This is a genomic window from Pseudomonas sp. BE134 (genome assembly GCF_031456105.1).
Lineage (GTDB): Bacteria > Pseudomonadota > Gammaproteobacteria > Pseudomonadales > Pseudomonadaceae > Aquipseudomonas.
On sequence record NZ_JAVDUA010000001.1, the window covers coordinates 105,667 to 119,051 of the forward strand.

The following is a 13,385-nucleotide window of genomic DNA, read 5'->3' on the forward strand; positions in this document are numbered from 1 at the left end:
TTGTACGCTAGCGGCGCGTCCCTCGCCAGCCTAAAAACGTATCTGAAACACAACGGCCCACCAAAAGGCGGGCCGTTATGTGTAAAGCCTTGCGGATCGATCAGTCCTGACGACTGGTCACTTCCAGCAAGTGATAACCGAACTGGGTTTTCACCGGGCCTTGTACAACGTTGATTGGAGCGCTGAACACCACGGCGTCGAATTCCTTGACCATCTGGCCAGGACCGAACGAACCCAGGTCGCCGCCTTGACGGCTGGACGGGCATGTGGAGTTGGCTTTGGCGACTTCGCCGAAATCAGCGCCGCCTTCGATCTGGGCTTTCAGTTCGTTGCACTTGGCTTCCGAGGCAACCAGGATGTGACGGGCAGTGGCTTTAGCCATGGGAAATACTCCTTTCAATATTCAGTAAAGTGCGGAGCCTACCGGATTCAGTGGCCTATTTCTCGTCAAAGTTCCAGACAGATTACAGGCCGGCGTTTTTCAAGCGCTCGGCATGCTGTACGTACAACTCCACGGGATCGATGGCTTTGCGGCCCTGGCCACCGGTATGACCGAGGCTGCTCAAGTGATCCAGTGGATAGTCGGAGCGGATCACTTTCCCCAGATGTGAGCTGTAGCGGCCGACCATGCCGTCATTTTGCTCCGCTTCCGTGGTGAAGTAATGGGAAAAAGCGCGTAGGAACCCGTGCAGCGGGTCGAGTGCATTGAGTCCTTCGTCGAGCAGGGTTCCCTGTAACGTGCCGCTCCAGGAGTAATAACGCACGCCGTTAACCAGTTCGCGCCCCTTGCCTCCCCAGGTCTTTGGCAACCCTTGAGGGTACTTGTCGTTGAAAGCGCCCACACCTTCGGTGGTCAGCGCGTTGAGCGCGGCGACAGCGTTCTGGGGCAGGTGCAGGTTGCCGCTAAGTAACGACACAAAGTCGGCGAACAGTGTCGCCACGGTCGCGGCGACATGTTCCGGAAGTCGGCCGGGCGTCAGCGCCTTGCGCAGGAAGTCGGCCAGCTCCGAACCGTGGTTCGGGCCGCTGACGGAGGTCACCGATGCAATGGCATGGGGGGCCAGTGCCGCCGCATAACGTGCGGCCAATGCGCCCTGGCTATGGCCGATCAGGTTGACCTTGCTGGCGCCGGTGCCTTCCAGCACCCGGTCGACCTGTGCCAGCAGTTGGTCGCCACGTGCTTCGTTGCTATGGGTAGCCGACAGCTGCGGGATGAACACCCTGGCCCCCGCACTTCGCAGGGACTGCTTGACGTTATGGAAGAATTCGGTTGTGCCGATGCGATCGAAGCCGAAGAGCCCATGGATCAGCAGGATAGGGTGCTGGGTAGTTGCATTCCGTAGCATGTTCATTCCTTTTTCGCGGTCGTTCAGAGGTGTGCAGATGGGCTCACTCTAAAGCACCCCGGCACGTGGGCGGTGTATGAGGAATCCGCTGTAAGCTGCTGAAAAAGGTATAGAAAATGTAGGACATTTCGAATGTGCTTGAGGTCCTGTTCTGAATGTTTCGACATCTTTTGATCTGTAACCGCACATTTTCCTGCGATGGCCTACTCGGGAAACACCTTTACCTGTCAGTAATGTCCTGTCTAAGCCACAACGCAATCCGTAGCAGCAGGCTTCGCCAGCTACGGAAATTGCGTTAGCCGTTTATTGATGCTCGCGCCGCGCTCGAAGCCGGTCGGCAGCCTGACGCAACAACTGCTCTGTCCCGGCCCAGCCAAGACAGCCATCAGTCACTGAGACGCCGTAGCGCAGGGATGGACTCAGGGGCTGGCAACCTTCGAACAAATGACTTTCGATCATCATGCCGATCAGCGAACGATCGCCTTGCAGGCGTTGTTCGAGCACGTCGTTGAACACTGCGGGTTGTCGCGCCGGGTCTTTGCCGCTGTTGGCGTGACTGCAGTCGACCATGATTCGCACCGGGATATTGAGTCGGGTCAAATCGCGATGCACCTGAGCAACGCTGTCGCGGTCGTAGTTCGGTCCACGGTGTCCGCCGCGCAAAACCAGGTGAGTGTCGCGATTGCCTGGCGTCTGGATGATCGCAGGATGTCCCTGGCTATCGACGCCGAAATGCCGATGCGGATGGGCCGCCGAACGCATGGCGTCGCTGGCAACGGCCACGCCGCCATCGGTGCCGTTCTTGAACCCGACCGGCATGCCCAGGCCGCTGGCCATTTCCCGATGGATCTGCGATTCGGTGGTACGGGCACCAACCGCCACCCAACTCAACAGATCATCAAAGTAACCGGCGGCCATGGGTTGCAGCAGTTCGGTGGCAATCGGTAAGCCGAGACGAATCATTTCGAGCATCAACTCTCGCGAAAGCATCAAGCCACCCGCCATGTCATCGCTGCCATCCAGATGCGGGTCGTAGGCCAGGCCTTTCCAGCCGACGGTAGTGCGAGGCTTTTCGACGTAGGCGCGCATCACCAGCAGCATTTCATCGCTGACGTCGGTGGCGAGTCGGGCAAGGTGGGTGGCGTATTCGAGGGCGGACTGCGGTTCATGAATCGAGCAAGGGCCGACGATTACCAGCAGGCGGGAGTCTTCACCGTTGAGGATCGCACGGGCCGCGTCGCGGTGAGCGGCGACTTGTCGGGCCAGGGCGTTGCTGAGGGGCAATTGCTGTTTGAGTTGCAATGAGCTGGGCAGACGCAAGGTCAGCGCTTCATTGGCAGGGTTCAAAGTGGACAGCGGCAGAGCAGAGACGGACGAGTTCATGGCAAGGCTTCCTGGGCTGGCGGCGGGTTCGTTCCCGCGCGCTCGGCCCTACTGGGGTGTTCGACAATTGGCCGGATTGGCTGCGTGTGTGTGCTTGCCACCTGTGGGTGACCGATCGGAGGCGGCAGGCTGTCCCGAGCGGAGGCTGGTAAATCGCCAGGCGGTAAAACTGTCGTAACGGTAATAAGTGGCGTTGTTCATGTCGTGAATCCTCAAAGTGTCTGGTGTGTTGCAAAAATGTGCGGGGCTGAAAAAACAAAACCCCCGGTCGGGAGGCCGACCGGGGGTTTGGAAAAACTCTGGCGGCGACCCGTTTAAAGTGGGCGCCGTGTGGGTATCAGGCGCGCCAGTGGCTAAACCAATACCCAAAATAAAAGCTGACCGGAGTGCAAACGTCATTCGCCCGCGCAGCCGCCACCGAGCGCAGGGCGCTGATCGTTGGAAGCTGAGAGAGGGCGTTGAGCATGGTCTGTCTCCGATGGATGCACCGAGCTTACTCGAGGCCGGTGCGCGGTTTCAATCAGAAAATGCTATCGATGGCCGGCCGCGTTTTCTATCGCTTGAGTGCAGGCGGCTTTATGACACACTTTGGGTTTTGCCCACCCACTAACGTCACAAGGACGAAGCATGACGCCATTCACCATTGCCGCCGCTCAATCTTCCTCCGTCGCGGGTGATCTCGCTGCCAACATTGTCCGGCATCAGCGTTTCATGCAGGTTGCCGCGGAGCAGGGTGTTCAGCTACTGGTCTTTCCGGAATTGTCGCTGACCGGGTATGAGCGGGGATTGGCTGCCGGGTTGGCCATCGTACCGGATGCCAAGGTGTTGCAGCCGTTACGGGAATTCGCCCGGGAAGTCGGTGTGACGAGTGTGGTCGGCATGCCGATTCGGCTGTCGGAGGCTTCGCCAGTATTCATTGGCGCATTGGTGTTCGGTGCTGATGGTTCTCTAGAGGTCTACAGCAAGCAGCATTTGCACCCCGGCGAAGAAGTGGCCTTTGCCCCGGGCACAGGGGGTTCGATGTTGACGATCGGTACCGATACGGTGGCGCTGGCGGTGTGTGCTGATTTTTCTCACGCCCGTCACGCAGCCTCAGCCGCGGAGCAGGGCGCCGCCTTGTATGCCGCCGGTGTACTGATCACGGAAAACGGCTATGCCCCGGATACGGCGCTGCTGCAAGGCTATGCCAACACTCATTCAATGACGGTGTTGATGGCCAACCATGGCGGTGCAACCGGTGGCTGGGAGTCAGCGGGGCGCAGTGCCATCTGGGCATCGGACGGTTCGCTCATTGCCGCGGCACCCGGTACGGGAAACGTGATGGTGGTGGCTCGTCGAGAAGCGGGTGAGTGGCACGGACATATCGTCGATATTTTGGAGGCTTGAATGGGTTTCGAATGGCGTGCGGCCACACCCCGGGATCTCGACTTCGCCCGGAGGCTGACCTGCGACAACATGCTGCGCTATTACATTCAGCACGACCTGCTTTGGCTGGATGAGGCATTTGATGTCGCCTGGGCGGGGCGCGAGAACCGGATGATTGTGCGTGATGAGGCGGTGTTGGGTTTTGTCAGTCTGAGCCGCGATGCCAGTGCCTTATATATTCGCGAGCTGCACATTCGCGAAGCGTTCCGGGGGCAGGGCGCGGGCTCTTGGGCAATCGATCAGGTGTTCGCACTTGCGTGCAAGGAACGACGTCCGGCGTTACGCCTGACTGTTTTCGAAAATAATCCGGCAAAAAATCTTTACGAGAGAAAAGGGCTGGCGGTGGTCGGCAAAGACGAGTGTTTCCTGAAAATGCAGCGTGACGTCGGTGGGGTGCATCGCTGAAACGCTCTGGTAACAAGCGCTTCAAGACGAATTGATACTTTTTATATGACGCTTGCCGCTAGGTCTGCCAGTAGCTTTTTGCTAAGGTGTCCGGCAACCCAATAAGACCAAATCGCGAGGTGTCTGCTTGATTAGGGTGCTAGTAGTCGATGACCATGATCTCGTTCGTACAGGCATTACACGAATGCTGGCTGACATCGATGGCCTACAAGTAGTCGGCCAGGCTGAGTCAGGGGAAGAATCCCTGCTCAAAGCGCGTGAGCTGAAACCCGATGTGGTGTTGATGGACGTCAAGATGCCCGGCATCGGCGGTCTTGAGGCCACGCGCAAACTGTTGCGCAGTCACCCGGATATCAAAGTCGTCGCGGTCACTGTGTGTGAGGAAGATCCGTTTCCTACGCGGTTGTTGCAGGCCGGCGCCGCCGGTTACCTGACCAAGGGCGCCGGATTGCCGGAAATGGTTCAGGCCATTCGCCTGGTGTTCGCCGGGCAACGCTATATCAGTCCGCAGATTGCCCAGCAACTGGCGATCAAATCCTTCCAGCCGACCAACGATTCGCCCTTCGATGCATTGTCCGAGCGCGAGATTCAGATCGCGCTGATGATTGTCGGCTGCCAGAAAGTACAGATTATTTCCGACAAACTCTGCCTGTCACCCAAAACGGTCAACACTTACCGTTACCGTATCTTCGAGAAGCTTTCGATCAGCAGTGATGTCGAGCTGACGCTGTTGGCGGTTCGTCACGGCATGGTCGATGCCAGCCTCTGACAATGACTGACGTCTTCGATCCCAGCGCTTTTCTGTCGACGGTCAGCGGGCGCCCCGGTGTGTATCGCATGTTCGACAGCGATGCGCGCTTGTTGTATGTCGGCAAAGCCAAGAATCTGAAAAACCGCTTGTCGAGCTACTTCCGCAAGTCCGGTCTGGCACCCAAGACGGCGGCGCTGGTGGCCCGTATCGCTCAGGTCGAAACCACGATCACCGCCAACGAAACCGAAGCCCTGTTGCTTGAGCAGACGCTGATCAAGGAATGGCGCCCGCCGTATAACATCCTGCTGCGCGATGACAAATCGTACCCCTACGTTTTTCTCTCGGATGGCCAGTTCCCTCGCTTGAGCATCCACCGCGGTGCGAAGAAGGCCAAGGGCAAGTATTTTGGTCCGTACCCGAGCGCCGGCGCGATTCGAGAAAGCCTGAGCCTTTTGCAAAAGACCTTTTTTGTCCGCCAGTGCGAAGACAGCTATTACAAGAACCGTACGCGACCTTGCCTGCAATACCAGATCAAACGTTGCAAGGCGCCGTGTGTGGGATTGGTCGAGCCTGAGGTGTATGCCGAAGACGTTCGCCACTCGGTGATGTTCCTTGAGGGGCGCAGCAATGCCCTGACGGACGAGTTGTCTGCGGGTATGGAGGAGGCGGCGGTCAATCTGGAGTTCGAGCGCGCCGCCGAGTTGCGCGACCAGATTTCATTGTTGCGGCGAGTCCAGGATCAGCAAAGCATGGAAGGCGGCACCGGCGATATCGATGTGATCGCCGCGTTCGTCAATCCGGGCGGCGCATGCGTTCACCTGATCAGCGTGCGCGGTGGACGGGTGTTGGGCAGCAAGAACTTCTACCCGCAAACCGGTATCGACGAAGACGTTTCCGAAGTCATGGCCGCCTTTCTCGGCCAGTACTTCATCACCAGCCCCGAGCGCGACTTGCCCAGCGAGCTGATCGTCAACGTGGTCCATGAGGACTTCCCGACGCTGATCGAGGCCATCGAAGCCTTGCGTGGTCGCGAACTGACGATCAGTCATCGGGTACGCGGTACGCGAGCGCGCTGGCAGCAATTGGCGGTCACCAATGCCGAGCAGGCCTTGGGCGCGCGTCTGGCGAACCGTCAGCACGTCGCGGCACGTTTCGACGCGCTGGCCGAAGTGTTGAACCTGGACGAGCCACCGCAGCGTCTGGAGTGCTACGACATCAGCCATTCCAGCGGCGAAGCCACCGTGGCGTCCTGCGTGGTGTTTGGCCCGGAAGGTCCGATCAAATCCGATTATCGCCGCTACAACATCGAAGGCGTGACGGCGGGGGATGACTACGCCGCGATGCATCAGGCCTTGACCCGCCGCTTCAGCAAGTTGAAGGACGGCGAGGGTAAGCTGCCGGATATTTTGCTGGTGGACGGCGGCAAAGGTCAGCTGTCCATGGCACGTGATGTTCTCAATGAACTGGCGGTGCCTGACTTGATTCTGTTGGGCGTGGCCAAAGGGGCGACGCGCAAGGCCGGTTTCGAAACCCTGTACCTCAACGATGCGGCCCACGAGTTCACCTTGCGCGGCGATTCCCCTGCGCTACATTTGATTCAGCAAATACGTGACGAAGCCCACCGTTTCGCCATTACCGGGCACCGCGCACGCCGTGGAAAAACTCGTCGCACGTCCACGCTTGAGGGCGTGGCTGGCGTCGGGCCGACACGGCGTCGCGATTTATTGAAACATTTTGGTGGATTGCAGGAGCTGTCTCGTGCCAGCATCGAAGAGATCGCCAAAGCACCCGGGATCAGTAAAAAGCTCGCAGAGTTGATTTATGCAAATCTGCACAGCGAGTAGAATGCCAACTCACCTCGTAGCCAGTTGTGCCGATGAATATCCCTAATCTGATTACCGTTCTACGCGTCCTGCTCATCCCGATCTTCATTTTACTGTTCTACCTGCCTTACCAATGGAGCTACCTGGCGTCTGCCTCGGTCTTCGCATTTGCTGCCGCCACAGACTGGCTGGACGGTTATCTGGCCCGACGCCTGGAGCAAAGTACCCCGTTCGGGGCTTTCCTTGATCCTGTGGCGGACAAGCTGATGGTCGCCGTCGCACTGGTCTTGCTGGTGCAAGAACACGGCAACCTGTGGCTCACGCTGCCGGCTGCCGTCATCATCGGCCGCGAAATTGTCGTCTCGGCATTGCGCGAATGGATGGCCGAACTCGGCGCCCGTGCTCACGTGGCGGTGTCGAACCTGGGCAAATGGAAAACCGCCGCGCAAATGCTCGCGCTGGTCATCCTGCTGGCCAATCCGTCAGACTTTTCCTTCTGGGTCTTGATCGGTTATGCCTTGCTGCTGGTGTCTGCGGGCCTGACATTGTGGTCGATGGTCCAGTACTTGCGGGCTGCCTGGCCGCATCTGAAGACCGACGTTGAAAAGAAATAAAACTTTTTTGAATCAAGGGGTTGACGGGGCTTCTGGATTCTATAGAATGCGCCACACCAAGACGCGGGAATAGCTCAGTTGGTAGAGCACGACCTTGCCAAGGTCGGGGTCGCGAGTTCGAGTCTCGTTTCCCGCTCCAAGTTTGTACGCATTTGTTGTTGTGCTACTGACAGCAGATGTTTGAGGCCGAGTAGCAAAATGGTTATGCAGTGGATTGCAAATCCACCTACGCCGGTTCGATTCCGACCTCGGCCTCCACTATAAACAAGCTCCGTAGATCTATGATTTACGGAGCTTTTTTATTTCCGCAGCCCTGCAAGATTTTGTCTTGAAAAGGTTATATGCGAACTTGCTTCACCGGGGCGGGATGTATATATTTCCCCCTCTGCTGCACAAGCGTCAGAACTGCCGGTTGTCATCTGCCAGTTTTGAGACTGCTTCACCGCGCTACCGCCCGAATGGCGAAACTGGTAGACGCATGGGACTTAAAATCCCCCGCTCGTAAGGGCGTGCCGGTTCGATTCCGGCTTCGGGCACCATATATATCAAGGGCTTGCGTGAGACTCCTCATGCAGGCCTTTTGTTTTTCTGCTCCTCAATTTTTGACAAGCTCCTCAATTGGTCACTATCGAAGTCTTTGCCGGCGGCGCCGCGCTACGTTATGCGCCCCCGGCAGCGCCCGTCGAATCCTCAATGACATCAACGGCGATCTGGTGACGTTGTTCGCGTCGCACAGAACCACCTCGAAGAGTTCGTGCGCCAGTTCAAGTGGGCAGTCAGCTAGCGCCAAGTGTTCGAGTGGCAGAAGATGACCCGCCCGGAAACCCTATCGGAATCCTGAGCTTAGAAAAGCGACTGTTGGTCGGATAAATATGGGTCCGGATTTTGTGAGGCTGTCTGTTTTTTGACGTTTTTAGAGGTCTTTAAAAACAATAGGATGCGGTGCAAATTCTTGTATTGTTGTAATGATGATTGTTTGTTGACGGTAAGACCTAAGTCTGATATTCGAACGCCCGGAGCCTGGGACGCATGACGGGTGACCGGTGTCATCCCATGTTTCCTGCTATTAATGAATGATCGGTCATTCGAGTGCTAATCCTTTCGGGAGCGGGTCATGAGTCCATTCATTCGCATCGGCATTGCCGACGACCATCCAATGTTGCGTGAGGGCGTTGCCAATACGTTGAAAAAACGGGCGGATCTTCAGGTCGTGGAGCAGGGCGCCAATGCGGACGAAGCCATGGATATTGCCCAGAGGGTGCGTCCGGACGTGATGTTGATGGACGTCAATATGCCGGGCGATGTTTTCGCCGCGGTGCGGTTCATTTCCACTGAGTTGTCGGATGTGAAGGTGCTGATGCTGACGGTTTCAGAATCCGAAAATGACGCCTTTATGGCATTGGAGGCCGGCGCGCGCGGGTATGTGTTGAAAGGTGTCAGCGGACCGGAACTGGTCCAGGCGATCAGGTCGGTGGCCAAGGGTGAGTCGTATATCACCCCCGACTTTGCCAACAAACTGCTGAGTAACTTCAAGAAACACGAAACGCAGATTCATACGTTTGATCTGACCTTGCGCGAGGAGCAGGTTATTTATGAAGTTTCAAAGGGACTGACCAATAGGGAGGTTGCGTCAAAGCTGTTGATTAGCGAAAAAACCGTCAAGCACTACATGACCTGTGTGATGCAGAAACTGCACGCCCGAAATCGTGTCGAAGCGGTCACGGCCCTACGGCATTACAGGGAGCGCGAAGCGCTCGGGCGATTTCACATCACCGCAGGGAAAACACCAATTGATGCCCGGTGCCGCTTCTGACTAAAGTTTGAACTGTGCATTGACCGACGTTCCTGAGGTTTGAGAGTCGATACTGAACAACCCGCCCAGAGACTCAACGCGATAACGCAAACCGGCGAGCCCCAATCGGGTTCTGCCGGATGTATCGAGTTGCATGGCGTCCGCCGCCATACCCGGACCACTATCCCTGACGCTAATATTTAATACGTGATCAATGTATTGCGCCTGGATGACCTGACCTTCGCCGTTAGCATGACGGAAAGCGTTGTTGAGGGTTTCTTGCACGAAGCGGTACAAACAAAGTTTGAGCGGCAGCGGCGTGGCCTCTGGTAGCGGCCCCAGATTTAAGGTGACCCTGGTGCCGGTGCGTTGCTCGTGCCGTTGCGCCACCAGATGCAAATCTTCCTCCAGGCTCAAGTCGTTAATTTCCGGAAGTGCCAGGCCTCGGGATAATTCGCGGACCTCACGCAATGCGTCGGTGGCGGCACCACGAATGATTTCCAGTGCCTCCTGATCGACAGCCGAGCCGTTTTCGGTCAACTCGTCGAGCCAGATCAGAATCAAGGTCAATAACTGCGCCGGTCCATCGTGCAGGTCTGCACCAATGCGCCGCAAGTTGAGTTCGTTGACCCGGGAAAACTCCTGGGTCGCCGTCGCCATCTTGCGCTGTAGTTCGGCATTGCTGATGTGCAAACGGGTTTGCTCCTGCAGCCGTAAGTGCAGTGCCACTTGTTGGCGCTGGATAATTTTTTCACCGCGTCGCACGATGAAGAATAGCAGCGTCAGCATTGCCAGCGTCGCGGCGCCGACAACCTCCCAAACCTGCTGTCGGACACGATTGATCTCGCGCTCCAGACGATCGGCCTTTTCATAAAATTCGCCCACCGCAATGACTTTCCTGGTGCTGAAATCCCGCAGGGGCGCGTAGATCTCATAGAGCGGAACGTTTAGATTGCGCTCGAACTCGTTCTCATCTTCGCTCAACTCTTCAAGGTCGGTGACCACTTTGCCCTTAAGCGCCTCGGTGATCTCGTTGATTGGGAATTTGCGGTTGGTGATGGCTTTATTCGTGCTGTAGACCACCGTGCCATCCGCTCGCCAGATCTTGATCGAGACAATGTGCTGATTCAGCGCACGACTTTCCATGAGGCGGTCCAGGGACTGGACACTTGCTGTCGAGAGGCTGTTGTCCCGGCTCATCTCCTGCACATAGGGCTCCAGAAACGCTTCCATGTAGTGGGCGCCTGCTTCTGCAGCGCTCTGTACTGCGGCACTTTCTATTCGTTCGCTCACCAGCTTGCCAACAGAGAACATGGTCAGTCCCAGGATCACCGTAGCGGCAATGACAAACTGGGTCGTGTGACTCAGCTTGCGCGCCCGACCCTTGATCCGGGTGCGCCAGATTCCATTGCGAACCTCCTCGCAAACAGGAGAGGCTGGTTCGACCAAAGTCTCAGCCTTATCCGCGATAGAAGTCTCATTTTTTGATTCGACTTTTGCATCTTTTGCATCTTTTGCCATTGGCTTGGTTCCCTGATCATCGTGATAAGTCGCTTGGAAAACCCAGCAACTCAGCGGATATCTGGAGACTGACATGTATGAGCTAAAACGCTTCACACTCAATCAAAAAGACATTTCGTTTCTTGATCAGCAGGTTACGTTTCCCACCATTCATGTCGTGGGTTATAGCGCCGCCGGTGATCCTCTTTACGGCTACAGCGGTTCGGACGGCAATGTCCATGTGCTCGGTATTCTCGGCAGTTTCAACCCCCTGGATATTCCGGTCGGCGAAACCCGCTGGTACAACGGCGCACGGGACCCGATCGGCTTGCGCGACGTTTCCGGCCACTTCAATAACCTGACCCAGGACGGACAGAGCTGGGGCAGTTTTGGTCAGAATTTCATTCGCCTGACCCACTCGGACTACACGCACTACGTTCATCAGAATCTGGCTAACGGCGCATTGGCCGGACCGGGCGTTCCCGCTGGTGTCACGCCCATGGCTGACAGTAGTTCACTGTATAGCGATCCGACAGCTTCGCTAGTGGACTACACCCCCCGGATGATCAGCCAGACCATTGTCAGTGGCGGGGTAACTTTTGCTACCGATGCCAATGGGCACATCCAGCATACCGCCACGGGCGTAGCGATCGTTACTGATCCGGGGATTCTTGGCACCATTGGCGAGGTGGATACCACCTCACCGGATTCCGGCCAGTACTACATTCGCAACCAGAACACCGTCAGCGGTGACCCGTCGACGACCGGCTGGTTCACCTTGTTCGGGCAGTTCTTTGACCATGGGCTGGACTTCATCAACAAACCCAATCAGAACGCGACGATCACCATTCCTCTGGCGCCGGATGATCCGCTGTATGGCTCCATCGGCCCGGACGGGCAGCCGGTTTACTCGATCAAAGTGCATCGGGCTTCGGTCAGTGAAATGGACGGTCAAGGCCAGGCGCAATACGTCAACCTTGACTCGCCCTACATCGATCAGAATCAGACTTACGGCTCCAATGAGACTGTGACTCAATTGCTGCGCCAGTGGGTGGCGGACCCGAATCACCCCGGCCAGTTCATCGCGGGTGCTGCGCTATTTGACGGCACCACCTTGAGCGACGAAGCCGCCTGGACCCTCAACGGTGTTCTGACCCACCAGACGTTGCCGACCCTGAGCGAATTGCGCGCGCATGTGCTGGCCACCGGTCGCGACGATCTGACTTGGGACGACATTGCGAACTTCCGCGTGCGGGATGCCCACGGCCATGTACTGGATGCCGACCCCGGGACCGCCGGCATTCAAGCGGTGTACACCCGCGAAGCGATCCTGCTGGACATGAACCCGCACTTTGATGATGTGCATATCGATCAAGCGAAGCTGATGTCGCTGGATGCGCACATCACCAGCATCACCTTCGACTCGAACAACCCTTATGGAATGGTCATCAACTATGACAATTCGGGGCCGAAAAACCTGTTCAGCTTCGTCAACTTTTCCGACTTCTCCATCAGCGCGGCTCCTGGCAGTGCCGATTTTGCGGTGGCCAACGAGTTGCTGCTGCAATCGGTGGGCGATCACTACATTGCCGGTGATGGCCGGGTTAACGAAAACTTCGGCCTCACTGCCATCCACCATGTCTTCCATGAAGACCACAACGTGCAGCTGATCAACCTGCAGAACGAGGTGCTGGGGCAGACAGACGTCAACGTGCGACACAACTGGCAAGTCCAGGTGAGCAACGGCAGCAGCGGTTTTTACAACGATGCCAACGGCAATTTCACACTGGCCGATGGCGTCACCGTGTCCTGGGATCAGGACAAACTGTTCTACGCCGCCAAGTTGACCGTGGAAATGGAATACCAGCACGTTGCGATCGACCAGTACGCGCGTTTGATCACCCCGGATTTGCCAGAGTTTGTTACCTATGACTCGGGCATTAACACCAATATTTCGCTGGAGTATGGCCAGGCCGCGTTTCGTTTCGGCCACTCGCAACTGCGCGAAACCATCGATGCCCTGGAAAAAAATGCCAGTGGTGGCTACGACCTGACCGGTGCAATCACTCACTACGCGCTGGAGCAGGCTTTTCTCAACCCCGGCGGTTTTGCCGAGGTGGGGCCGACAGCCATTGCCCTGGGCATGACCCGGCAGATCAGCAACGAAATCGACGAATTCGTGACCCCGGCCCTGCAACAAGGCTTGCTCGGTCAACCGCTGGACCTGGCGACCATCAACCTGGCTCGTGGTCGCGACTTGGGCCTGCCTACACTGAACTAGGCGCGTCAGCAGATTCACGATGCGCTCATCGAGGAGAGGGCATCACCGGCAGGCGCGCAGCATCA

General features: G+C 57.2%; 11 protein-coding genes, 3 tRNA genes and 1 pseudogene. 11 read left to right on the top strand and 4 right to left on the bottom strand.

Annotated elements, in window-relative coordinates; all coding sequences use genetic code 11:
* Window positions 1-100: 100 nt before the first annotated feature.
* The 3 genes from J2Y56_RS00435 to J2Y56_RS00445 form a co-directional block, all read right to left on the bottom strand.
* Complete coding sequence (locus tag J2Y56_RS00435) at window positions 101-382, bottom strand: peptidylprolyl isomerase (RefSeq protein WP_007943531.1); 282 nt, start codon at window positions 380-382, stop codon at window positions 101-103.
* 82 nt (window positions 383-464) lie between these two features.
* Window positions 465-1,346, bottom strand: coding sequence for a triacylglycerol lipase (locus J2Y56_RS00440; protein WP_310347818.1), 882 nt, complete (start codon window positions 1,344-1,346; stop codon window positions 465-467).
* Between the two features lie 303 nt (window positions 1,347-1,649).
* The gene (locus J2Y56_RS00445) at window positions 1,650-2,729 is read right to left on the bottom strand and encodes a 3-deoxy-7-phosphoheptulonate synthase (RefSeq protein WP_310347821.1); all 1,080 of its coding nucleotides are present in this window, start codon (window positions 2,727-2,729) and stop codon (window positions 1,650-1,652) included.
* A gap of 627 nt (window positions 2,730-3,356) precedes the next feature.
* Between J2Y56_RS00445 and J2Y56_RS00450 the strand changes: the two genes are divergently transcribed.
* From J2Y56_RS00450 to J2Y56_RS00495, 10 genes and pseudogenes are all read left to right on the top strand, one after another.
* Complete coding sequence (locus tag J2Y56_RS00450; RefSeq protein WP_310347824.1) at window positions 3,357-4,115, top strand: carbon-nitrogen hydrolase family protein; 759 nt, start codon at window positions 3,357-3,359, stop codon at window positions 4,113-4,115.
* Window positions 4,116-4,559 carry a GNAT family N-acetyltransferase gene (locus J2Y56_RS00455; RefSeq protein ID WP_310347831.1) on the top strand — a complete coding sequence of 148 codons (444 nt, stop codon included), beginning with the start codon at window positions 4,116-4,118 and terminating at the stop codon, window positions 4,557-4,559.
* Window positions 4,560-4,686: 127 nt separating this feature from the next.
* Window positions 4,687-5,328 carry a UvrY/SirA/GacA family response regulator transcription factor gene (gene uvrY / locus J2Y56_RS00460; protein WP_008015884.1) on the top strand — a complete coding sequence of 214 codons (642 nt, stop codon included), beginning with the start codon at window positions 4,687-4,689 and terminating at the stop codon, window positions 5,326-5,328.
* Window positions 5,329-5,330: 2 nt separating this feature from the next.
* Window positions 5,331-7,154: an excinuclease ABC subunit UvrC gene (uvrC, locus tag J2Y56_RS00465; protein WP_310347833.1), complete on the top strand. Its 1,824-nt coding sequence runs from the start codon at window positions 5,331-5,333 to the stop codon at window positions 7,152-7,154.
* A gap of 32 nt (window positions 7,155-7,186) precedes the next feature.
* On the top strand, window positions 7,187-7,747 hold the full coding sequence (gene pgsA, locus J2Y56_RS00470) for a CDP-diacylglycerol--glycerol-3-phosphate 3-phosphatidyltransferase (RefSeq protein WP_007943517.1): 561 nt from the start codon (window positions 7,187-7,189) through the stop codon (window positions 7,745-7,747).
* A gap of 63 nt (window positions 7,748-7,810) precedes the next feature.
* Window positions 7,811-7,886 (top strand) — tRNA-Gly (locus J2Y56_RS00475).
* A gap of 45 nt (window positions 7,887-7,931) precedes the next feature.
* Window positions 7,932-8,005: transfer RNA gene (locus J2Y56_RS00480), tRNA-Cys, on the top strand.
* Between the two features lie 194 nt (window positions 8,006-8,199).
* A tRNA-Leu gene (locus tag J2Y56_RS00485) sits at window positions 8,200-8,286 on the top strand.
* 88 nt (window positions 8,287-8,374) lie between these two features.
* Window positions 8,375-8,528, top strand: a pseudogene (locus J2Y56_RS00490) (DNA adenine methylase); the annotation flags it as partial.
* A gap of 333 nt (window positions 8,529-8,861) precedes the next feature.
* The gene (locus J2Y56_RS00495) at window positions 8,862-9,560 is read left to right on the top strand and encodes a response regulator transcription factor (protein ID WP_310347836.1); all 699 of its coding nucleotides are present in this window, start codon (window positions 8,862-8,864) and stop codon (window positions 9,558-9,560) included.
* On the opposite strand, the gene J2Y56_RS00500 is transcribed toward J2Y56_RS00495, so the two are convergent.
* Window positions 9,561-11,060 (bottom strand): ATP-binding protein, encoded by a 1,500-nt coding sequence (locus J2Y56_RS00500; RefSeq protein ID WP_310347839.1) that lies wholly within the window; start codon window positions 11,058-11,060, stop codon window positions 9,561-9,563.
* Between the two features lie 73 nt (window positions 11,061-11,133).
* On the opposite strand from J2Y56_RS00500, the gene J2Y56_RS00505 reads away from it, so the two are divergent.
* Window positions 11,134-13,320 carry a peroxidase family protein gene (locus J2Y56_RS00505; RefSeq protein ID WP_405046827.1) on the top strand — a complete coding sequence of 729 codons (2,187 nt, stop codon included), beginning with the start codon at window positions 11,134-11,136 and terminating at the stop codon, window positions 13,318-13,320.
* Window positions 13,321-13,385 lie beyond the last annotated feature (65 nt).

What these genes read in the sequence shown, in the direction of transcription:
- J2Y56_RS00500 (WP_310347839.1), bottom strand. Translation starts at nt 11,060, where the DNA reads ATGGCAAAAGATGCAAAAGATGCAAAAGTCGAATCAAAAAATGAGACT.
- uvrC (WP_310347833.1), top strand. Translation starts at nt 5,331, where the DNA reads ATGACTGACGTCTTCGATCCCAGCGCTTTTCTGTCGACGGTCAGCGGG.
- J2Y56_RS00435 (WP_007943531.1), bottom strand. Translation starts at nt 382, where the DNA reads ATGGCTAAAGCCACTGCCCGTCACATCCTGGTTGCCTCGGAAGCCAAG.
- J2Y56_RS00445 (WP_310347821.1), bottom strand. Translation starts at nt 2,729, where the DNA reads ATGAACTCGTCCGTCTCTGCTCTGCCGCTGTCCACTTTGAACCCTGCC.
- pgsA (WP_007943517.1), top strand. Translation starts at nt 7,187, where the DNA reads ATGAATATCCCTAATCTGATTACCGTTCTACGCGTCCTGCTCATCCCG.
- J2Y56_RS00495 (WP_310347836.1), top strand. Translation starts at nt 8,862, where the DNA reads ATGAGTCCATTCATTCGCATCGGCATTGCCGACGACCATCCAATGTTG.
- J2Y56_RS00440 (WP_310347818.1), bottom strand. Translation starts at nt 1,346, where the DNA reads ATGCTACGGAATGCAACTACCCAGCACCCTATCCTGCTGATCCATGGG.
- J2Y56_RS00450 (WP_310347824.1), top strand. Translation starts at nt 3,357, where the DNA reads ATGACGCCATTCACCATTGCCGCCGCTCAATCTTCCTCCGTCGCGGGT.
- J2Y56_RS00455 (WP_310347831.1), top strand. Translation starts at nt 4,116, where the DNA reads ATGGGTTTCGAATGGCGTGCGGCCACACCCCGGGATCTCGACTTCGCC.
- J2Y56_RS00505 (WP_405046827.1), top strand. Translation starts at nt 11,134, where the DNA reads ATGTATGAGCTAAAACGCTTCACACTCAATCAAAAAGACATTTCGTTT.